Origin of the sequence: Bacillus sp. FSL L8-0099 (assembly GCF_038006385.1) — a bacterium.
Lineage (GTDB): Bacteria > Bacillota > Bacilli > Bacillales > Bacillaceae_G > Bacillus_A > Bacillus_A toyonensis.
This window is the reverse complement of the sequence record NZ_JBBOVC010000001.1, coordinates 1,618,011-1,638,988: the sequence shown is the minus strand read 5'-3', so window position 1 is coordinate 1,638,988 and position 20,978 is coordinate 1,618,011. Positions and strand designations below refer to the sequence as shown.

The window sequence follows — 20,978 nt, the reverse complement described above, 5'->3', positions numbered from 1 at the left end:
AAAATCTTTTTTCCATCTCTATCTCTTTGTATAGTTGTTATAATGATTTGCTTCTATTCATTTTCTTTCCGCATTATTATAACTTCACCCAATATTGACTTCCATCTGCTGTTCTATCTAAAAATCCATATTCAATTAAATATCTTCTTAAAGTCACGAAATCTGGATATACATTTTCTAAAATTGTATTCACTTCTTTTTCGGAATACTTTTGATTACTATCAAACTTTTTCACTAAGTGACGTAATATAATTAATTTACGCTTTTGCTTCTTCGGAAATTTAGAAAGCGGCCCATCTAATCCATCTATAAAATGAGTTTTTAATACTTCATCATTTTCTTCTTCCGTAATATTGTATCGATCATCCACCATCGTTGCTGTTCTATGAATTGGTACAAATTTCGTTTGTACCTTCGATTTTTCTTCTGATAATTCCATTAACGCTAAAAATACTTTTGCTTGCTTCATCTTCTCTCGCAATGTAAAACGATGATTACGAATCGTCGATGTGCTACCGCCGTCCATCTCTTTTACAATTTCTTTATCATTCAGTCCCATATGGAAAAACTGAACCATCTTCTTTTGTAAATCGGTTAAACCAGTAAACTTCTTATCAAGATTTAATAAATAATCAAACATAGACGTATGCTCACTATGCATATGCAATTGGACAAACTTCTCTGCTTCATACAAAACTTGATTATGTTGATAAATAACTCCTTTAATAAACGCTTCTCCACATGCTAAACAAATATACTCCTCTGCTTCCTCATCAAACACATACCCTTTTTTCAGTTCCTCTACCGACGCATCCCAAAACTTCTCTGAAATATCGTTCACACTAAACACTCCTTCAAAATGTTTATTTAAAAACAAACAAATTACAATTACGTTTATTATCACTTCATCATCTTAACATACATAAATCAGACATTTCAATGTTTCGTTTACCTATTTTGCAAACTTTTATAAAATCATCTATAAATTTCTCAAATAACCGCTAACTATAATGAAATTATTATTCCATGGAGAAACTGTAATAACTTAATTAAAGTGATATCCGAAATGAAACAAATCCTCTATTTACCCCCTATCAAATATTCCATTTTAACTACAAAAAAGGCGCTTCCTTTTATAGAAGCACCCTTTCATCTTTTATATTTTTTGTAAACAACCTCTACTAAAACTTTACTTGTCTCTATAAATACATGTTTTCGGTTTCCATCCTCAACCATTTTATTTGAACAGCCACTCATAATCATTATACAACTAAATATGACTAGCGCTACATTTCTATTCTTATAAGCCACTTCATGCCACTCCACTATAAAAAAACTTTATTTACATTTATCCTATCAAAAAATTTTACACGAATAACAAACCCCAAAAATATGCAATCTTGCATATTTTTGCGATTCATTAAGATATTGTGATTTAATTTATTTAAAGAACACTTTTATCGAGGTGACTTACTTGAAATTTAAAGCAAAAAAAAATCCATTTCACGTCATTTTCATTATATTATTTATAATTATTTTTTTCATTTCACTATTCTTCCAAAATGAAAATTCTATTTTTTTTACTCTTATGATGCTGTTAAATATCGTGAATCTTTCTTCATTCTATTTTTCACACTATAATATAACGAAATCATCAATTGTTGTAAAACACGGGTTCATACTGCGCACTGAAATTCCATTTGAAGACATTCGTCACATTAAATACTCTGGAAAAAAACTCCGTTCAGAAAAATGGACTCGACAGCAATTAGAAATTGATTACAATTTATTTGATTCCGTGAAAACTTTCGTACCACAAGACGAAGAAAAATTCATTTCACTCTTAAAAGAGAACTGCCCACATATAAAAGTAATCCATTCGACCACTACCAAATAATATTTCAGAACTTACAGTTGTGCAGTTGAAGAAAACATAAAAAGGGATTAAAATTTATATGTGAGAAAGAAGCCCAGATTCGAAATTTCGAATCTGGGCTTCTTCTATTATTCTTTTGGAGCAATCATTTTTTTCGGATCTACAATTTCGTCAAATTGCTCTTCTGTTAATAATCCCGATTGCAATGCTGCCTCTTTTAAAGTTAAACCATCTTTATGAGCATGTTTTGCAATTTTCGCTGCATTTTCATACCCAATATGAGGGTTTAATGCTGTAACAAGCATTAATGAACGATTCACGTTTTCGTTAATTACTTCTTCATCCGCTTCAATACCAACTGCACAATTATCATTAAACGAAACAATTGCATCCGCTAATAAGTGCGCTGATTGTAAGAAGTTATAAGCAATAACTGGTTTAAATACGTTTAACTCAAAATTCCCTTGGCTCGCAGCAAATCCGATTGTTGTATCATTTCCCATCACTTGCGCCACAACCATTGTTAACGCCTCACTTTGTGTTGGGTTTACTTTACCTGGCATAATCGAGCTTCCTGGCTCATTTGCTGGAATAATAATTTCTCCAAGACCACTACGTGGACCACTTGCAAGCCAACGTACATCGTTAGCAATCTTCATTAAATCAGCCGCTAATGCCTTTAATGCACCATGAGTATATACAACTTCATCATGGCTCGTTAATGCATGGAACTTATTTGGTGCAGAAATAAAGTTCTTACCTGTAAATTGGCTAATTTCCTCAGATACCATATCACCAAATTTAGGATGAGCATTAATACCCGTTCCAACTGCAGTACCACCAATTGCTAACTCTTTCATATATGTATTGCTCTCAGCAATCATACGCTCAGTTTTTTCAAGCATACGGTGCCATCCACTAATTTCTTGTCCCAAAGTTAACGGTGTTGCATCTTGTAAATGTGTACGACCGATTTTTATAATATGTTCAAATGCAGTTGCTTTTTCTGCTAAAGTTTCTTTTAACTTCGTAATTGCTGGTAATACGTGATTTTCTACCGCAATTACACATGCTACATGAAGCGCTGTTGGAAATGTATCGTTTGAACTTTGAGACATGTTCACATCATCATTCGGATGAATATGTACGTCAGATCCCTTTTCTTTCAAAATTTGATTCCCGCGGTTTGCAATTACTTCATTCACATTCATGTTAGATTGTGTACCACTACCCGTTTGCCATACGACAAGTGGAAAATGCTCATTCCATTTCCCTTCAATCACTTCATCAGCAGCTTCCACAATTGCTTTTGCTTTCTCTTCTGATAACTTCCCTAGTTTTTGATTGCTAAGGGCCGCACTTTTCTTTAAAATCGCAAATGCTTTTACAATTTCAAGCGGCATTTGCTCTGTTCCAATTGGGAAGTTCTCTTTACTTCTTTGTGTTTGCGCTGCCCATAATTTATCAGCCGGAACTTTTATTTCTCCTAATGTGTCTCTTTCAATTCTGTACTCCATTTTTTCATCCCCTTGAAAATTTAATACCTACATTTCTTATATTAACAGACTTCCCTTCAAATGATAAGGATTCTCACTCATATATATAAATATTTGATATTTATTTTTTAAAATTCCTCTTGACCTAAACTTAAGTTTAGGCTGTATCCTTTCCATTGTGACCTACTAAAAAGATACTGGAGGAATTCAATATGAAAAAATACGCTTTTGTAACAGGTGCAAATAAAGGAATTGGATATGAACTCGTTCGCCAATTAGCAGAGAAAGGCTATCACGTATTTTTAGGTGCTCGCAATGAACAACTTGGTCAAGAAGCTGTGAAATCTTTAAATATTTCCAACGTTTCTTATGTTCAAGTAGATATTTCAAATTCACAATCCATTCAAAAAGCAATGAAAAAAATGTATGAAACGACTGATCACTTAGATTTACTAATCAATAACGCAGGTATAGCACTAGACTTCAATACGCTACCTAGCAAATTAAATATTGAAACTTTACGTCAAGGATTTGAAATTAACTTTTTTGGAACTTTCCAAATGATGCAAGCCTTTTTACCATCATTAAAGAAGTCAAACAACAGCAAAATAATAAATGTAACAACTGACATGGCTTCACAAACAATGTTCGCTAATGGTGAAACACCTCCAATTAATGCTTTAGGATATAATTCTTCAAAAACAGCTATTAACGCTTTAACATTAGCTTTTAGCAAAGAATTTGGTACTAACGGTCCAGCAGTTTTCGGGGTAACACCTGGTTTTACAACTACTGACCTTAATGGAAATGCACCTGGTGGCCATACAACCAATGAAAGTGCTAAGATTATTATTAAATATGCATTAAGTGCAACAAACTATAATGGTAAAATATTAAATAAAAACGGAATTATACCCTGGTAACAAGAGGATGAATCGCATGTATTATACAATTGGTCAAGTCGCCAAAATGCACCACTTAACTATTTCTCAAATACATTATTACGATCGACAAGGACTGTTCCCTTTTCTTCAAAGAAATGAAAAAGGAGATCGAGTTTTTAACGAAGAAGCACTCAAATATTTAGAGATGATTTTATGTTTAAAAGAAACTGGTATGCCTATTCAAAAAATAAAACAATTTATTGACTGGTCCATGGATGGAGAATCTACTATCCTTCAACGATTAGAATTAATGAAACAACAAAAGATAAATGTTTTACAGCACATTCAAGATACTGAAAAGAACTTAAAAAAGATACAACAAAAAATCACTAAATATGAGCATGAAATAACCTCAATAGCTCAAAATACAAAATAAAAAAATCACCTTCTACAATGTGTAGAAGGTGATTTTTCATTTATGATGCTTGCTTTCCTTTATCCGCATCATCTACATACCAAATGAACTTGCCTGTATATCCGTAAATAACTGCTAAAATTAACGATACAAAACTTAACCACATAAATGGAATATATGATAACGTTGCTACCCCTAAAATACCAGCCATAAAAATACCATTATCCGACCATGGAACCATACCTGAAGTTAACGTTCCACCTACTTCTGAGTTACGCGCTAATACACGACGGTCTATTTTTAGTTTATCATAGCTATCTTCCATAATTTTCGGCGTTAAAATAAGTGATACGTACATCGCACAACCAAATACGTTCGCTAAAAATGCAACGATTAATGTAGACAACGTTACATTACCTGCAGAATTTAATTTCTTCTCAAATTTCGATACGATTACTTTAAGAACACCTAGCTTTTCAAGTAATCCACCAAAACCTAAGCCAAATATAATAACGGCTACTGAGCCAAGCATACCGTTAATTCCACCACGGTTTAATAACTTATCGACAAACTCAACACCAGATTGAATTGAGAATCCATTATAAGCTGTTCCAATTGCCTCTCCAAAGTTCATCCCTTGGAAAAGAGTTGCCCAAATTGCACCGATTAAAGCTCCCATTGCAATTGTTGGCATCGACGGTTTCTTCATTGCTAATAGAACGATAACAATGACCGCTGGAACAAGCATCCATATTTTAATATCAAATTGCTTTAATAAAGCTTCTTTTAAAAACTCTACTCGGTTCAAATCTACATTATCCCCGCCGTACATCCAGCCAGCTACAGTAAACATAATACTAGTAATAATATACGCTGGAACGTCTAATACAAGCATAGCTCGAACGTGAGCAATAACATCTACTTTTGCCATAGAAGCTGCAAGAACTGTACTATCAGAAAGTGGTGATAATTTATCTCCGAAATAAGCTCCCGAAAGAACTGCACCAGCAACAAGTGGAAGTGGTAATCCAAGACCTTCACCAATCGCCATCATAGCTATACCAGCTGTTCCAACTGTTCCCCATGATGTTCCGGTCGCAATAGAAGTTATGGAACAAATAATTAAAGTTGCCAGTAAGAATATGCTTGGGTGGATAAATTCTAATCCATAATAAATTAATGTTGGTACAACCCCACCAGCAATCCACGTCCCAATTAAAGCCCCTACTGCAACTAAAATAAGAATTGCTTCTAATCCATTAGAAATTCCTTTTGTAATTGCATCTTGCAATTCTTGATAACGAAATCCTAACCTTAATCCAAGCGCAATAACTAAAAACCATGAAATAAACAGCGCTAATTGAATTGGGAGATCAAAAATCGTTTGGAAGGAAAAGACGACAGCAAGAAATAGCATTAAAAGAACGATAATTTCTGGTATCGATGGTAATCTTACACTTTTCATTTTTTTCTCTCCTTACAAGTCGATAACATGATGTATGTCGTCTTACATGTATGTAGTATACAATTAGCGAAGACAAAACAAAATTTTCATATTATTTCGATTTATTTTTCCAGTATAATATATTGGACACCTTTTCTATTGTAAAAGTAGATGTTACTTTTCGCAATGGAAAATATAAAAAATGTTACATTTTTATTTAGATAGAATAACTTTTTTAATATTTGCCACAATAAGATTTTTTACTATTATCTTCACCTTTTAAGGACTACCATTTTTCTCCAAAAAAAAGCACACATCATTAAAATGATGCATGCTCCACTTTTATTTATACAAATTTTGTATTTCTTCTTTATTTTTAAGTATCTCCGAAAACTTATCACTACACCCTTTTGGCAATAATACTCCGAGTCCGTATGAATGTCCAAACTGAAAATGAGGGTGCTTCGCCTTGATCTCATCCCAAAACTTATACACGCCAAAATCACCACTTCTCACTTCAATATCATGAAATAATACAATACCGTTTTTGGAAACTTTAGGTAACCACGTTTTATAATCATGAGAAACAGCTTCATACGTATGGTAGCCATCAATATGCAAAAGATTTATCGTTTCATCTTGAAACTGATCTATAGCATCATCAAAAGTAGACCGAATTAATTTTCCTATATTAAGGTAGTTAGCGCTCACAACTTTTTCTACTATTTGAAAAACCCCTTCTCCATATGGACCTGTATGCCCATCTCCAGCCCAAGTATCTACAGCAAAACATTTTGTAGTTAACCCACCATCCTTTACTCCCTGACAAAAACTGAAGAAGGAAGCACCTAGATGTGTGCCTAACTCAACTAAAGTTGCTGGTTTTTCAAATCGTACTAAGTCATATGCGAAATTTAAATGCCCACTCCACGCAGATTGTGACCGAATAATAGGACTAAATTTTTCAAAGTCAAACGATGGTTTATGAGTAACCCAGTTCATTGCATATCTCCTTATACACATATTTTTAACAAACCAAATTACTCTTATCTTTATTTTTTTTTCATTGCGATTATGATTATATTTCATAAAAATATGCAGAATTTATTCTTTTGAAATTCAATTAAAGATTCATTGTCTCGCCTTCACTTTAAGCCGGATGATTGTCAAAATGATTCCTAATACAGCACAATTTTCATGGTATATTCCAACCTTAAATCGTAATCATTATGATTTATCATTGATTTTTTCTTTTCTATCCATTATCATAAAACGTAATTATTACGATTTAAAGGAGAGAAATTATTTTATGAAAAAAGTACCTATTACCGTTTTAATTGGTTTTTTAGGAGCCGGAAAAACCACTTTACTGCATCATATTTTGACTAATAAAAACAACTTAAAAGTAGCTGTTATCGTTAATGATATGAGCGAAGTAAACATTGATGCGTCCCTTATAAAAAAAGGTGGTTTTTCACGCACAGAGGAAAAATTAGTAGAAATTCAAAATGGTTGTATTTGTTGTACACTACGAGAAGATTTAATGATAGAAGTGAATCGTCTTGTTGAAAATGGTGATATTGACTATATAGTTATTGAATCTTCTGGTATAAGTGAGCCTATTCCAGTTGCCCAAACCTTTACTTATACAGATGAAGTTCTTAACATTGATTTAACGAAAAATTGTCACCTCGATACGATGGTTACAGTTGTAGATGCACATAGATTTTGGGATGATTTTGCAGATGGAGAAAGTTTGCTAGACCGAAAACAGGCAATCGATGAAACTGATACTCGGGAAGTTATTGATTTATTAATAGATCAAATTGAGTTTGCAAATGTAATTATTCTTAATAAGATAGACCTACTAGAAAAAGAAGATGTGATAGAACTCCATCATTTACTAAAGAAATTAAATCCTAGCGCCAAGGTTATTGAATCTTCATTTAGCAAAGTACCATTGCAAGAAGTTTTAAACACAAATTCATTTAATTATGAAGAGGCCAGTCAATCGGCTGGCTGGATGCAAGAATTAAATAGTGACCATCATACACCTGAAACGGAAGAATACGGTATTCATTCCTTTGTGTACCGTCGTAAATATCCTTTTCATCCTGAACGCCTTATGAATTGGCTAGAAAAATGGCCATTAGATGTTGTAAGAGCGAAAGGATTTTTCTGGCTCGCCTCTCGTAATACTATGATAGGGCTTCTATCACAAGCTGGTTCCTCTATTACAATTCAAGGTGCTGGTGAATGGATAGCGGCATTACCTGAGGCTGAAAAAAATCAAATCATTACAGAAGAACCAGAAGTATTGAAAAACTGGGATGAACAATATGGAGATCGAATAACTGAACTCGTATTTATCGGAATTGACATGGATCGTTCTTTAATTGAACAATCATTAGATAGTTGTCTATTAACAGAAAAAGAAATGAAACAAGATTGGAATAGCTTTGTTGATCCTATTCCAGCTTTTACTTATACTTCATAACAAAGTGAAAAAAGGCTTCCGTAGCATGGAGCCTTTTTTCACTTTGTAGCACTCTTATTTAACATATTTGCTTTCATAAGAAACACCATTGTACCCAAAACAATTAAGGTAGCATATACGACACCAACTACATCACCTATTTTTTCTAAGCCAAACGGTAATAGTATAGTAGCAACTCCGACTATATAGGAAAATACTCCTGAAAGCTTCGCTAATTTATTTTTATCTCCAACAAACGTTTCTTCTTGATATCCTGCCAACAAAAACAATCTCTTTTTCACATGTATTTGATACCCTAAAAAAATGATAAGTAATCCAACAAATAAACAAACCAAAAATCCTGCTAGCATTTCAATACCACCCTCTCTACAATATTTTACCACGTACAAAAAAAAATTCGTCTCCATTATTAATAACTTTTCATTTAATTAGAAGTTTCAGTTTATTGACGCTCTTTTTTGTGATATATTGCATATTGTATCCAATATATATTTTTGGAAGGAGGATTATATGTCTTATGGATCCAAATCGATTAAAAGGAATTATAATGGTCATAATCGGTGCTTGTTTATGGGGCTTGTCCGGAACAGCTGCGCAACAACTTTTTCAATATGAAAATGTTTCAACCGAATGGTTAGTTACGATCCGTTTGCTTATATCTGGGGTTATTCTACTCATTATTTCATCATTCGGAACGAGAAAAAAAGAGATTTTTGCCATCTGGAAGCAAAAATCCGACGCTAGTAAAATGATTTTGTTCGGTCTTTTCGGCATGCTTGCTGTACAGTATACGTACTTCGCCTCTATTAAAGAAGGAAACGCTGCTGTTGCAACTTTGTTACAATATTTAGCCCCTATATTTATCACTGTATACTTACTTTTCAAATGGAACGTTCGTCCATCAAAAATTGATTATATTTCAATTACACTCTCATTAGTAGGGACTTTTCTCTTATTAACAAACGGGTCTATGCATAACTTAGCTGTATCTACACCAGCTATCATTTGGGGCATTTTATCTGGACTATCTCTTGCATTTTATAGTTTGTATTCAAAAAAATTGTTAGAAAAGTGGTCTTCATCTGTTATCGTTGGCTGGGGTATGATTATTGGGGGTATTGGTGTAACGATTTTACACTTTGTTTCCACAAACGAATTCATTTTATTATCCACTATAAAGTATGTAAAACTAAGTACCCTCCCGCTCATTACATTTGTAGTCATTTTCGGGACACTCATAGCATTTTATTTGTACTTAGATAGTATAAGATACCTTACGCCGAAAGAAACAACGTTATTTGGTTGTACAGAGCCGCTCGCAGCTATTATTTCTTCCGTACTTATTTTGCACGTACCGTTTCAATCTTTTCAGTTATTAGGTGCTTTTTGTGTCATTGTAATGGTGCTTATATTAAGCCAAAAGCCGGATGAAGGAAAACCGAAGCTAAAACTTATGAGTAGAAAAAAACAAAACATACAATGAAAGGATTGAATTATTTATGCCTGTCCCTCAAAATTATAAAAAACCTGGAAGAGTTTCCGCAAAGTCACTCGTTTTAACCCAACTACAAGATTGGATTATAGAAGGTGTATTACAACCAGATGAAAAAATTAATGATGGGGAATTGGCGGAAGCACTAGGTGTAAGCAGAACACCAGTTAGAGAAGCTTTACAAATTTTAGAGCTTTCTGGGCTAGTAGAAATGATTCCCGGTCAAAAAACGAAAATTGCTCCTATTAAATTAGAAGACGTATCTATCATTTATGAGACGCTGGCCGGTCTTCACTCAATTATAGGAAAACAAGCACTTCAAAAAGTTACAGATGCTGATATTAAACTACTTTCCGAGATAAATGATACTTTTCAACAATCTATACATGAAAAAGATTCAAAAAAAGCCTTAAAACTAGATATACAATTTCACAATACAATTACTTCTATTGCTAAAAACCGATATATTGAACCTTTTCTAGAAAATATGCAGCTTCACGTTTTACGACTTGAATATTTGTTTTTCCAAAACTTTGTGCCTGCAAGTCAATCTATTAAAGAACATCACTCTATCATTCAAGCACTTCAAAAGCAGGACGAAAAACAAATGGAACAAATGATGGCTCAAAACTGGCTCCGTCCCATGAAAGAAATACAAAAAATGATTTCTATGAAAGAATAAAAAAGCTGGTTACACAAAAGTGTAACCAGCTCCCTCTTTACTAATCTATATGCTATGCCTGAATATTCGCGTAATCTTCAATATCTTCGTACTCTTTTTCCAATTCCTCTAAAGATAGCTCGTATAATTGTCTGTCGCGAATCTTAAACACCCCTGCTCCAATTAACTCATCAATTAAATGCCTCTTACGATTTTCAACAGCAAAACGGAGTTGACTACTCATCTTTTAAAAAACTCCTTTCTACGATCGTTGAAAATGATAATCTTTATCAATTACCACTTTTGATTATAAAAGATGATTCTTAATAAGTAAAGTAATCTTATGAAATATTTACCTTACAAAGTATTTGTGGCCACATTATATATATGTATGCCCTGCGAAAAATGTTATGACACTTTTTCTGATCCTTTTTCTTTCATACTTTGCAAGTTGTCTCGCTATGATAAAACTCACCTTCCATTTCTACTTGGATGGTGACATGTTCTACATGAAACTTCTCCTTTAATACATCCGTAGCCTCTTTTAATACACTTTGCGTTTCATTACCTTTTATAATTAGGTGGCAAGTTAATACTTGAAAATCCGATGTGACAGACCATATGTGCAAATCATGAACTTCTTTTACAATCGCAATCGTTAATAATGTATTTTTCACCTCATCCATATCTATGTGCTGCGGTGCACCTTCCATTAATATATGGACTGTATCACGTGTTACACGCCACCCACTAATAACGACTAAAATAGACACAAGAATACTAGCAATTGCGTCTGCAACATTCCATCCGAAAAATTTAATAAGTAACGCAGCAATAATCGCTCCAACTGACCCTAATAGATCACCTAGTACGTGTAAGAAAGCACTTCTTAAGTTCAAATTACCTTTCACATCTCCGCCTCTCATTAATATCCAAGCTGATAAAATATTAATAAGCAAACCAAGTACAGCAATAATGAGCATCCCATTACTAGCAATCTCAACTGGTTCTTTAAAACGACGAATTGCTTCAATAAAAATGTATATAGAAATGACGATAAGAACGACACCGTTACATAATGCCGCTAACATTTCGACGCGCTTATACCCGTATGTTTTTGCAGTCGTCGCTGCTTTTTCTCCAAGCTTAAACGCAAGTAAACTTAAAGCCAAGGATACTGCATCACTTAACATATGCCCCGCGTCAGATAATAGTGCTAAACTATTTGTTACAAATCCGCCAATAACTTCAGCAACCATAAAGCTTGTTGTTAGTAAGAATGCAAGTAGTAACGCCTTTTTATTTTTAGAATGCCCGTGATCATGTGAATGTCCCATACTTATACTCCTTTAAGTGCCATATCTGTATGTTAGTATGAAACAAACTCCCCATCTTTATCCCGAATTGACCGCCCGTAAACCCCGCTTCCTCTGTATACACACTTCGCTACTTTTTAAACAATCCCTTTTTCTCAAATAAAAACAAGACTACTTCTTTTTTATTTTCATATTGTTTACTATTGAAAGAAATTTTAAGGAGGTTACGAAAATGAAACGTTTATTTCTCTGTATGGAGCGTGAACTTGTTGTAGTGAAAGAACAAGATGGTAACTACGAAACGACTTGTCACTTGCAAAATATGCAACCTACCTGTATTGCCGTTGATCCGTTCCAACAAAATCGTATATATTGCGGAACATTTGGACGAGGTTTATGGTTAAGCGACGATGGCGGAGATTCGTGGAGACCAATTGGGGATTCCTATCGCTACTTTGATTTCCCTAAAGAAGATGGTATTTTACACTCCTCTATCACTTCTATAACGATAAGCCCTAATGAACAAGTTAACAGATATGGAGTCGTTTATGTAGGGACTGAACCGAGCGCTTTATTCCGTTCAGAAAACGGTGGTGAAACGTGGACGGAACTTAAAAATATGAAATCATTATTATCTTCTTATACGTGGGCTTTCCCGCCTAGACCTTTTACCCATCACGTACGCTGGATCACAGTTGATCCAAACAATCCAAATACAATTCACGTTTCAATCGAAGCTGGTGCTGTTATTCAAAGTAACGATAAAGGGCATACATGGATTGATAAAAAATTCGGTGCTCCTATCGACGCCCATCAATTACTCATGCACCCCGAAGCCCCCAATCGCCTTTATGCATCATGTGGTGACGGATTTATGAGCGGACCTGATCGTGCCTATCTTGAAAGTTATAACAGTGGAAACAGCTGGATCTCATGTAGTGAAGGACTTGAGCATCATTATTTATACAGCATGGCTATCGATCCAGCTGATTGCGATACTGTTCTCGTTTCTGCTGCGCCAAGTGCCGATCTCGCTCATCACCGTATTCCTTATGAATCTTATATATATCGAAAAACGAAAGATACTCCTTTTGAGCAAGTACAGCAAGGACTGCCGTCTGCAATCGGTACAGTCATTTCGATGTTTGCGACAAATCCAGCAGAACCACATACGTTTTACACTTTAAATAACAATGGCGTCTTTCAATCCAATGATAGCGGCGAATCGTGGGAACAACTAAACATTCCGTGGAAAGATGAGTATAAAACGCAGCATCCGCATGCTTTACTCGTAACTAGTTTTTAACGAAAAAGAGACTGCCTAATGTTTTTAGGCAGTCTCTCTTTTATTTCTTTAAATCAATTACAATATCATCTAACACAATACCCTTATTGCCTCCCAGTTTTCGAGACACGAAACTCTCCTTTACTTGTCCTCCAACTATTGTTACCGAACCATAATTTTCAGGAGTGTGAATTCTTAAATTAACGTGAGGCGTTATTATTAGCTTGGTTGCATTCTCATTGAGTTGTTGGAATGTTTTACTCCAATTAAAATTATAAGAATCCTCACCTGAGCCTCCATTTCCTTCCCCAGAATACTGATTACCTAAATCATCCCTCACTTCTAAATCGATATCCACTCCATCCCATACACCCCTTATTTCTTGAGATACTTCTTGGTTGTAGTATAAAATAAACGACATTGGTGTTATTTCCATTCTCTCCATATTTACTTTTACACCATCTTTTTCTGTACTACCTCTAATCAATTGCTCCTTATTTTCTATTCCTCTTAGATTAATATTAAAATTCCAATCCCCTTTTATCGTTTCTTCTGTTTCTAAAATGTCTATACTTTTTATACTCCATTCAATGTTCACTGTAGTTTCTTTACTACTAACTAGATCGCTGCTTGTTTTTATTAAACCTGTATATTTTCTATCAGCGACTTTAGTAATTTCATTGCTTCCTGATTGGGCACCTGCTCCTTTAATAGTTAAAAAATCCAATGTACTTGGATTTTCGCCTAAATCTCTGTTACTTTCTATAGAATAGTTTATTGATACTGTCTTCCCATCGAAAATCGCATCATTTACCGTTATCTTAATTCCATTGCTTTCTTTTATCATATTTAGTACTATAGCGTATTGTTTATAATTATTATGAAGCTCCGCCGTCTTCTCTACGTCAGCTTTATAATTTTCATATAACCCTGTTCTACCATTATCTAAAAATCGGAATATGTCCCCTACTATTGGTAGTCCTCCAGCGTATGTAGGAAATCCGATGCCAAGCATGGCAACCGATACGCCGACTAAAATAGATGCTGCAGCAACACCTTTTTTCCAACTTTTCATCTTTTTCTTCGTACGTATCGACTGTTTTAAGTTACGCTTCACTTTTTCTTTTTCAATTTCAGAAGTCCCAATTTCCTCAAGTTCTTTTTCATCTATATCAATATCATTTAATAGTTCATAAATATCTTTCATATTGCACTACCTCCAAAACTAATATTCGTAGCATTTTGTTGTAGTTTCTTTTTCCCACGGTACACGCGATTATCGATCGCTGCCCGAGTTAACCCTAACTTGTCTCCTATTTCTTCTGTCTTCATACCGAGAAGATATTTCATAATGAATACTTTTTGATCTAACGGTTCCAATTGATTAATAAGATTCAATAATTCTTCCCTATCTTCCATAACGATTAATTCGTCTTCTGCCGATTTTTTGGTACTAATATGAAACTCATCTGAAATGATTTCTACTTTTTTATTCGCTTTTCGGTAATAATCAATTGCTTTAAACTTTGCAATCGCCGCAATCCATTTTTTAAAGTCACTCGGCTCTCCATGAAATTTATTTGCGTTATTCCAAATGGAAAGAAATATATCATTTATGCATTCCTCCATCAATCCATCATTTTGAACTGGAAGAAGAACTTTATGCGTGATCCCCTTTATAAGTGGTAAGTATGTATCAACAACAAATTCTAAGGCATCTTCTTTTTGCCGCTGTAATCTTTTTATAAAATTTTTCTCATTTGATTTCATGTAGCGATTCCCCTTATTTTTTTGTAAAAGCTTTTACACCCTATATAACGTCCTGAAAAATGTTTTCTCTCATCTTTTTTATTATTTTTTTATGTAATGGAATACTTTTCCTCAGCCATTGTCTCATATAACTTTGCATTTGAAGAAAATTTTCTCAAGTCTACAGTTTAATTCATGTAGTACACTATTTATGTAGTCATTCTTTAACTTAGTGTACATTTTATTTTGTTAATCTACTTTTAATTATTTTAAATTAGGAGATGAGATGTGTATGTGTGGAATTACAGGCTGGGTAGATTGGAAGAAGGACCTTTCCAATGAACATGTTGTTTTAGAAAAGATGGCGAATAGTATTGAGCATCGTGGTCCGGATGCTGAAGGATTTTGGTTTTCACCTAGAGCGGCTTTTGCACACCGGCGATTAATTGTAATTGATCCAGAAGGCGGGACACAACCAAAAACATTCCGTGCTGGTGATTATACGTATGCTCTTACTTATAATGGAGAAATTTATAATTTCCGTGAGCTGAGAGAGCAACTTCAAAAATGTGGACATGCATTTGAAACTCATTCAGATACAGAAGTGTTACTACATGCTTATTTAGAATGGAAAGAAGACTGCGTACAACATTTAAATGGAATTTTCGCTTTCGCCTTATGGGATGATCAGAAACAACAATTATTTTTAGCACGCGATCATTTAGGTGTAAAACCACTTTTTTATACAGAAAGAAATGACAGTATTATTTTCGGTTCTGAAATTAAAGCATTATTAGCGCATCCATCTGTCCCTGCTGAAATTGATGCGGATGGAATAAATGAAATATTTGGATTAGGGTTATTTCGAACTCCAGGATGTGGTGTGTTTAAGCATATTCAAGAAGTACGTGCTGGACATTCTATAACATTTACACGTGATAAAAAAGTAGTTACGAAGTATTGGAACTTAGAAAGTAAGATCCATACAGACTCTATAGAAGATACATCTTCTCATATTTTATCTATTTTACAAGATACAGTAAAAAGACAATTAATTGCCGATGTTCCACTCGTTTGTATGTTATCAGGCGGATTAGATTCTAGTGGTATTACTGCACTTGCGGGGAAAGAATTTGCAGAGGAACACAAAACACTTCACACATATTCAATCGACTTTTTAAATAGCGCGAAAGATTTCGAACTGACATTTGCTCGAACTGGTCTAGATGCTCCTTGGGTAAAACGTGTTTCTGAACATGTAGGGACGTCGCATCATGACATTATTGTGAATGCTGAAGAATTAGCAAATCACTTATTCGTTCCCCTTCATGCGAAAGACTTACCAAGTGCAGGCGAAATGGAAACTTCACTATATTTACTATTTTGCGAAATGAAAAAAGATGCAACTGTAGCTTTATCCGGGGAATCTGCCGATGAAGTATTCGGTGGGTATCCTTGGTTTCATCAAGAAGAACTATTATATGTAGATAAGTTTCCGTGGTTAACAAACTGGAAAAACACATCTTCTCTATTATTAAACGACGTATCAAAGCAATGTAATCCTGAGCATTATATTCATACACGATTCCATGAAGCTGTTCTTGAAGTACCTACTCTTGAAGGGGAAAGTAAAAAACCCGCGAAACAACGCCAAATGTTTTATTTATTTTTAACGAGATTTCTCCCGTTCTTACTTGATCGTAAAGACCGTATGAGTATGGCTGTAGGATTTGAAGTTCGTGTACCGTTTTGCGATTATAGATTAGTTGAATATTTATGGAACGTTCCTTTCAACATAAAAAGTATTGATAATATTGAAAAAGGCATTTTACGTAGAGCACTAAAACCAGCTTTACCTGACGATATACGAAATAGAAGAAAAAGCGCTTATCCAACTTCACAAGACCCACACTACTTACAAACGATTCGTAATTTAACACTTGATATGTGTAGTAATAAAAACAATCCTATTTTCTCACTCATTAACCATTCCATTCTACTTTCAATTGCTGATCAAAGTAATAAAGAGATTAACACTTTTGAAGCGAGGAGTGCTATGGAGTATATGCTACAAGTAAATGAATGGTTGAAAACGTATCATATTCATATTGCTTAACAAAAAGGAGTTCAAGGACAACAAACCTTGAACTCCTTTTTATTATTAATTAGCGCATTGTTTATTTTCAGTATCGATAGACCATCCGATAATCGTGGCACAATCTCTACCTTTCCACTGCAGTACATTTGTTAATACCGGCTCAATTTGTAAGCTATTTCCGTCGTGTAATATTTCTACTAAAGATTGATCATCATCAAACCTTCGTTTATCACACTCTAAAATACCGTCCGTTGCCATTACAATGTGATTCGTACCTTTTTCTAATCCCCTCACACCTGAAGTAAAACAAGGTGTATTTGCTGCGAAAATATTTTTCCTGCCAATATATTCGTAATTCTTCCGTTTATTTAATCGTCCTTTTCCATTCTTCGTTTGCTCAGAATGGAATAAGTATGCGAAACAATCACCAACTGATAGCCAATATAAGAACTCGCCTTTTCGCAAACAAATTAAACATGCAAGTTCTTCATCATTTTGATCACATTTTTCAATAAATAACTCATCTGTGAATAAGGCTAATAAGTACATATGTGTATGATGAAAAGCTAAATGTATTGGGTATGAAAATAATTCTTTTAGTTTCTCTTTTCTTTCTGAAATTGCTTCTATTATATAATGGATATTTTTCGTTTTATGATGTGTATCAAAAATCATAACAAATTCAAATTCTAATTCAGGATCCCACCAAGCAAGCACCGCATCTCCTCTTTCATATGCATCACTTTCTTGATTTCCACCGTATACGCCAACTGAAAGAGGACCACATTTTTCAACATGTATTTCATCTACATACATCTGTTCATGACTAATCCATTTAAATGTATTCACAGCTATCATCCTCTCTCTTGCTAAATGTATACCTTTACACATAGATTACCTTATATTTCAATAAAAATAAACTTTTTCAATATTTTTTATCCAAATAAAAGGATTTTATTTCTACATTAACGAATATATCTTATTATGCGATATAAAAATAGGGGGATTTATTATTATGAAAGACATCAATCAACATTGGGAGAGCATTTATTATCACTTACGATGTGAATATGAGGACAACCTTTCCCACCAAGCAATTCGTATTTTACAAATCGTTTCCCGTGAGAAAAATATAACAATTGGAAAAGTTGCTTCTGAGCTTAGTCTCTCTCATAACACAGCATCTGAACACGTAAAGCGCCTTATTCAAAAGGATTTCCTCCTTAAAGAGAGAAATAAACAAGATGAAAGGGTCGTAAATCTTACATTAACAACCGAAGGAATGGAAGTATTAGAAAAGCATACTTTACTAGATAAAGAAAAGATAAAAATATTAGAATCACAGTTATCAAAAGAAGAACAACAATTAATTGAAAAAGCCTTTTCTTTATTAGCGAAGGAGGCAAAATATGCATTTCCTCGTTAAAGTTATCGTTTCGGCACTTATTATTGGTATCATTACTGAAGTCGCTAAGCATTATAGTACGATAGGCGGCTTTATCGCTGCCCTTCCTCTTGTAAGTTTACTTAGTCTATTTTGGATTTCTTTCGAAGGTGGTAACAAACAAGAATTGAGTCAATTTGCTTTAGGTGTATTATATGGATTTCCTGCATCAGCACTACTACTATTTATCGTCTATATTAGTTTAAAAAATTCATTTGCACTTAGTACATCTGTCCTACTCGGTATAGGTGCTTGGTGTATCGTTTTTGCTTGCCAAAAATTATTTCAAACTTAGGAGGAATTATTATTCATAAATTTGTAGAGATATTGGGACAAAATATAGAAGTATATATAAAAGGAAGTAGTAAACAAACTATAGTCATTCAAACTGGAATGACTTGCTCCTTTTATGATTGGCTTCCCATTATGAAAAAGCTTTCCGAGCACTTTACAGTCGTTTCATACCATCGCCCAGGTTACGGAAAAAGTGAGTTGGGAATGTATCCGCGTACCACGATACAAGTAACAAAAGAACTACATATGTTACTAGACAAACTATATATTCATGAGCCAATCATTCTAATCGGTCATTCCTATGGAGGATTATGTGCACAACATTTTGCGATGTTACATGAAGATAGGCTACAAGCACTTCTTTTAGTTGATTCTACTTCCATGAACTTACACCGATTAGACGAACTTCATTTACCGATTTCTGATCAAACTGATTCTGATGATATGTGGCTTCAAAAATATAATACGTACTCCAAAATGGATGTCGACACACTTTATAATGAACAAAAACCTATGCTCGTCAACAAACCAAAACATTATATAGAATTCTCTACATCACCCTCATTATATAAAGCGACGGTTTCTGAACTATCCGAGTGGAAAAACTGTGCTCGTTCAATAAAAGAACTAGATATAATATTAGAAATACCATTAATCGTTATCGGTAGAGATCCTCATTATTCTACTACTCAAATGATTGAGGGCGGCATGCCAAAAGAGGAAGCAACACAACTTGAATCGACGTGGCAAAAACTAATTCGTGAACAATTTCACCTCTCTATAAACAGTCAATATATTCTAGCTGAACATGCTAGTCACGGAATAGAAAATGATCGACCAGATATTATCATTGAAGCTATTCACTCATTACACACAAAAAAAGGAAGCAACTAAAGCTGCTTCCTTACTTATCTATTCATAATCTTCTTCATCATCAATTTCTTCGTAATACGAATACCCATTGCTTACATATATAGGACCATTCGCAACATCAATACGTAGTACCCATGCCCATGGCACAGCTAAACGTTTATGTAATGTTCGCCAAAAGTTCATCGATTTTCTTTCATACTCCTGGAACTCCTGAAGTAACTCTTTATAGGAGGAACCGTCTAACTGAATATTTGCTTCTAACAAACGAGAATGGGCACAGTACTGTAACTCTAGCTCAGCAGCAATTTCCATTTCTTCTTCCGTTGCCATACCAATAATTGTTCCATCTGCTGGTGCAATTTCATATACGTTGTGAACTTCAATAAGCCCTTCTTTCTCTTTCTCAAACATGTAAACAGCCTCCTTTAACATATATTTTTTATGTTACAAAGTCATACTTCTACAATAACTTCTCTCTTTCCTCTTTTTTTGATAAACTTTTACAAAATATTTATCCGATGACCTGCTTCCTCTATTCTTTCAGCAGAAATGAAACGATTATTATCAAAAGTTAATTTGTACACGTCAGGCATTTGAATTGTTTTCCAAAACTGAAAATCATATTTCGAATCAAAATAATTCATAAGTAACACCATAATATTCCCATGAGTACCTATTACAATATTCTTCCCTTTATATTTTTCCAATATATTTTGCATGCATAATATAGCGCGTTTTTGTGCTACAACATTTGATTCTCCGCCTTCATATGCAAAAGTCCAATCTTCCCACACATTCTCAATGGCATCATTAAAATCTTCTACTGGCTCTGAACTTAATAACCTTTCCCGTAAATCTTCTTCTATTTGTATCGATACATTATATGTATTCGCAATTCCTTGTACAGTTTGAATTGCTCTTTTGTACGGGCTAGAGATCACAACATCAATATGCCCATCTTTTAATAAGCGTGTTACATTTTCTGCATCACAGTGTCCCTTTTCAGATAAAGGCCGTTCACGTTCTTCTTTTGTATATGTTGAGTGGGCATGGCGAACGAAATATATTGTCGTCATTCTTCAACTTCCTTTCTTATTTTCAATCTATATTCAATGGCATAATTAGAAAATCCTGTATCATTTATAGAAAAGAGC

23 protein-coding genes are annotated in these 20,978 nt (G+C 34.2%); 11 read left to right on the top strand and 12 right to left on the bottom strand.

All coding sequences use genetic code 11. From position 1 onward, the window contains the following. Positions 1-76: 76 nt before the first annotated feature. Complete coding sequence (locus MHH42_RS08620; protein ID WP_000997950.1) at positions 77-841, bottom strand: DUF2087 domain-containing protein; 765 nt, start codon at positions 839-841, stop codon at positions 77-79. A gap of 633 nt (positions 842-1,474) precedes the next feature. Here MHH42_RS08620 and MHH42_RS08615 point away from each other — a divergent pair. Beyond that, positions 1,475-1,897 carry a PH domain-containing protein gene (locus tag MHH42_RS08615; protein ID WP_000669053.1) on the top strand — a complete coding sequence of 141 codons (423 nt, stop codon included), beginning with the start codon at positions 1,475-1,477 and terminating at the stop codon, positions 1,895-1,897. A gap of 107 nt (positions 1,898-2,004) precedes the next feature. Here MHH42_RS08615 and fumC read toward each other — a convergent pair whose 3' ends face one another. Further along, complete coding sequence (gene fumC / locus MHH42_RS08610; protein ID WP_000456622.1) at positions 2,005-3,393, bottom strand: class II fumarate hydratase; 1,389 nt, start codon at positions 3,391-3,393, stop codon at positions 2,005-2,007. A gap of 191 nt (positions 3,394-3,584) precedes the next feature. Here fumC and MHH42_RS08605 point away from each other — a divergent pair, with 191 nt between their 5' ends. Both MHH42_RS08605 and MHH42_RS08600 read left to right on the top strand, forming a co-directional pair. Beyond that, positions 3,585-4,295, top strand: coding sequence for an SDR family NAD(P)-dependent oxidoreductase (locus MHH42_RS08605; protein WP_097854520.1), 711 nt, complete (start codon positions 3,585-3,587; stop codon positions 4,293-4,295). 16 nt (positions 4,296-4,311) lie between these two features. Continuing rightward, positions 4,312-4,692 (top strand): MerR family transcriptional regulator, encoded by a 381-nt coding sequence (locus MHH42_RS08600; protein ID WP_000291852.1) that lies wholly within the window; start codon positions 4,312-4,314, stop codon positions 4,690-4,692. Positions 4,693-4,732: 40 nt separating this feature from the next. Here MHH42_RS08600 and nhaC read toward each other — a convergent pair whose 3' ends face one another. Further along, complete coding sequence (gene nhaC, locus MHH42_RS08595) at positions 4,733-6,136, bottom strand: Na+/H+ antiporter NhaC (protein WP_000843971.1); 1,404 nt, start codon at positions 6,134-6,136, stop codon at positions 4,733-4,735. Positions 6,137-6,457: 321 nt separating this feature from the next. After that, on the bottom strand, positions 6,458-7,117 hold the full coding sequence (locus MHH42_RS08590; RefSeq protein ID WP_097854519.1) for a class I SAM-dependent methyltransferase: 660 nt from the start codon (positions 7,115-7,117) through the stop codon (positions 6,458-6,460). A 307-nt stretch (positions 7,118-7,424) separates the two neighbouring features. On the opposite strand from MHH42_RS08590, the gene MHH42_RS08585 reads away from it, so the two are divergent. Then, positions 7,425-8,612: a GTP-binding protein gene (locus tag MHH42_RS08585; protein WP_340893163.1), complete on the top strand. Its 1,188-nt coding sequence runs from the start codon at positions 7,425-7,427 to the stop codon at positions 8,610-8,612. 38 nt (positions 8,613-8,650) lie between these two features. On the opposite strand, the gene MHH42_RS08580 is transcribed toward MHH42_RS08585, so the two are convergent. Then, positions 8,651-8,962, bottom strand: a complete 312-nt coding sequence (locus MHH42_RS08580; RefSeq protein WP_097854518.1) for a DUF3784 domain-containing protein — start codon at positions 8,960-8,962, stop codon at positions 8,651-8,653. A 167-nt stretch (positions 8,963-9,129) separates the two neighbouring features. On the opposite strand from MHH42_RS08580, the gene MHH42_RS08575 reads away from it, so the two are divergent. Together MHH42_RS08575 and MHH42_RS08570 are read left to right on the top strand one after the other, a co-directional pair. Continuing rightward, a complete protein-coding gene (locus tag MHH42_RS08575; protein ID WP_000371442.1) occupies positions 9,130-10,095 on the top strand; it encodes a DMT family transporter in 966 nt (321 codons plus the stop codon). A 16-nt stretch (positions 10,096-10,111) separates the two neighbouring features. Further along, the gene (locus tag MHH42_RS08570; RefSeq protein WP_001145066.1) at positions 10,112-10,786 is read left to right on the top strand and encodes a GntR family transcriptional regulator; all 675 of its coding nucleotides are present in this window, start codon (positions 10,112-10,114) and stop codon (positions 10,784-10,786) included. 52 nt (positions 10,787-10,838) lie between these two features. Here MHH42_RS08570 and fbpA read toward each other — a convergent pair whose 3' ends face one another. Both fbpA and MHH42_RS08560 read right to left on the bottom strand, forming a co-directional pair. Next, on the bottom strand, positions 10,839-11,009 hold the full coding sequence (gene fbpA, locus MHH42_RS08565) for a Fur-regulated basic protein FbpA (RefSeq protein ID WP_000098300.1): 171 nt from the start codon (positions 11,007-11,009) through the stop codon (positions 10,839-10,841). Between the two features lie 193 nt (positions 11,010-11,202). Next, positions 11,203-12,102, bottom strand: coding sequence for a cation diffusion facilitator family transporter (locus tag MHH42_RS08560; RefSeq protein WP_016108133.1), 900 nt, complete (start codon positions 12,100-12,102; stop codon positions 11,203-11,205). A 211-nt stretch (positions 12,103-12,313) separates the two neighbouring features. Between MHH42_RS08560 and MHH42_RS08555 the strand changes: the two genes are divergently transcribed. Beyond that, complete coding sequence (locus MHH42_RS08555; RefSeq protein WP_097854517.1) at positions 12,314-13,387, top strand: WD40/YVTN/BNR-like repeat-containing protein; 1,074 nt, start codon at positions 12,314-12,316, stop codon at positions 13,385-13,387. Positions 13,388-13,427: 40 nt separating this feature from the next. On the opposite strand, the gene MHH42_RS08550 is transcribed toward MHH42_RS08555, so the two are convergent. After that, positions 13,428-14,573: a DUF4179 domain-containing protein gene (locus tag MHH42_RS08550; RefSeq protein WP_085449956.1), complete on the bottom strand. Its 1,146-nt coding sequence runs from the start codon at positions 14,571-14,573 to the stop codon at positions 13,428-13,430. Further along, the gene (locus tag MHH42_RS08545) at positions 14,570-15,136 is read right to left on the bottom strand and encodes a sigma-70 family RNA polymerase sigma factor (RefSeq protein WP_000840025.1); all 567 of its coding nucleotides are present in this window, start codon (positions 15,134-15,136) and stop codon (positions 14,570-14,572) included. The genes MHH42_RS08550 and MHH42_RS08545 overlap by 4 nt, the downstream gene beginning before the upstream one ends. Positions 15,137-15,407: 271 nt before the next feature. On the opposite strand from MHH42_RS08545, the gene asnB reads away from it, so the two are divergent. Further along, a complete protein-coding gene (gene asnB / locus MHH42_RS08540; protein ID WP_340893159.1) occupies positions 15,408-17,231 on the top strand; it encodes an asparagine synthase (glutamine-hydrolyzing) in 1,824 nt (607 codons plus the stop codon). A 45-nt stretch (positions 17,232-17,276) separates the two neighbouring features. Here the strand turns inward: asnB and MHH42_RS08535 are convergent, their stop codons facing one another. Then, complete coding sequence (locus MHH42_RS08535) at positions 17,277-18,104, bottom strand: protein phosphatase 2C domain-containing protein (protein WP_015000325.1); 828 nt, start codon at positions 18,102-18,104, stop codon at positions 17,277-17,279. A gap of 124 nt (positions 18,105-18,228) precedes the next feature. Here MHH42_RS08535 and MHH42_RS08530 point away from each other — a divergent pair, with 124 nt between their 5' ends. From MHH42_RS08530 to MHH42_RS08520, 3 genes are read left to right on the top strand one after another with little or no spacing between them, the layout of a single operon-like run. After that, positions 18,229-18,639 (top strand): MarR family winged helix-turn-helix transcriptional regulator, encoded by a 411-nt coding sequence (locus tag MHH42_RS08530; protein WP_000651923.1) that lies wholly within the window; start codon positions 18,229-18,231, stop codon positions 18,637-18,639. Next, positions 18,623-18,952 carry a DUF3147 family protein gene (locus MHH42_RS08525; RefSeq protein ID WP_000545617.1) on the top strand — a complete coding sequence of 110 codons (330 nt, stop codon included), beginning with the start codon at positions 18,623-18,625 and terminating at the stop codon, positions 18,950-18,952. The genes MHH42_RS08530 and MHH42_RS08525 overlap by 17 nt, the downstream gene beginning before the upstream one ends. Then, on the top strand, positions 18,913-19,845 hold the full coding sequence (locus MHH42_RS08520; RefSeq protein WP_070172965.1) for an alpha/beta fold hydrolase: 933 nt from the start codon (positions 18,913-18,915) through the stop codon (positions 19,843-19,845). The genes MHH42_RS08525 and MHH42_RS08520 overlap by 40 nt, the downstream gene beginning before the upstream one ends. Before the next feature lie 18 nt (positions 19,846-19,863). Here the strand turns inward: MHH42_RS08520 and MHH42_RS08515 are convergent, their stop codons facing one another. Further along, positions 19,864-20,235, bottom strand: a complete 372-nt coding sequence (locus MHH42_RS08515) for a hypothetical protein (RefSeq protein ID WP_097854515.1) — start codon at positions 20,233-20,235, stop codon at positions 19,864-19,866. A gap of 89 nt (positions 20,236-20,324) precedes the next feature. After that, positions 20,325-20,900: a histidine phosphatase family protein gene (locus MHH42_RS08510; RefSeq protein WP_340893158.1), complete on the bottom strand. Its 576-nt coding sequence runs from the start codon at positions 20,898-20,900 to the stop codon at positions 20,325-20,327. Positions 20,901-20,978 lie beyond the last annotated feature (78 nt).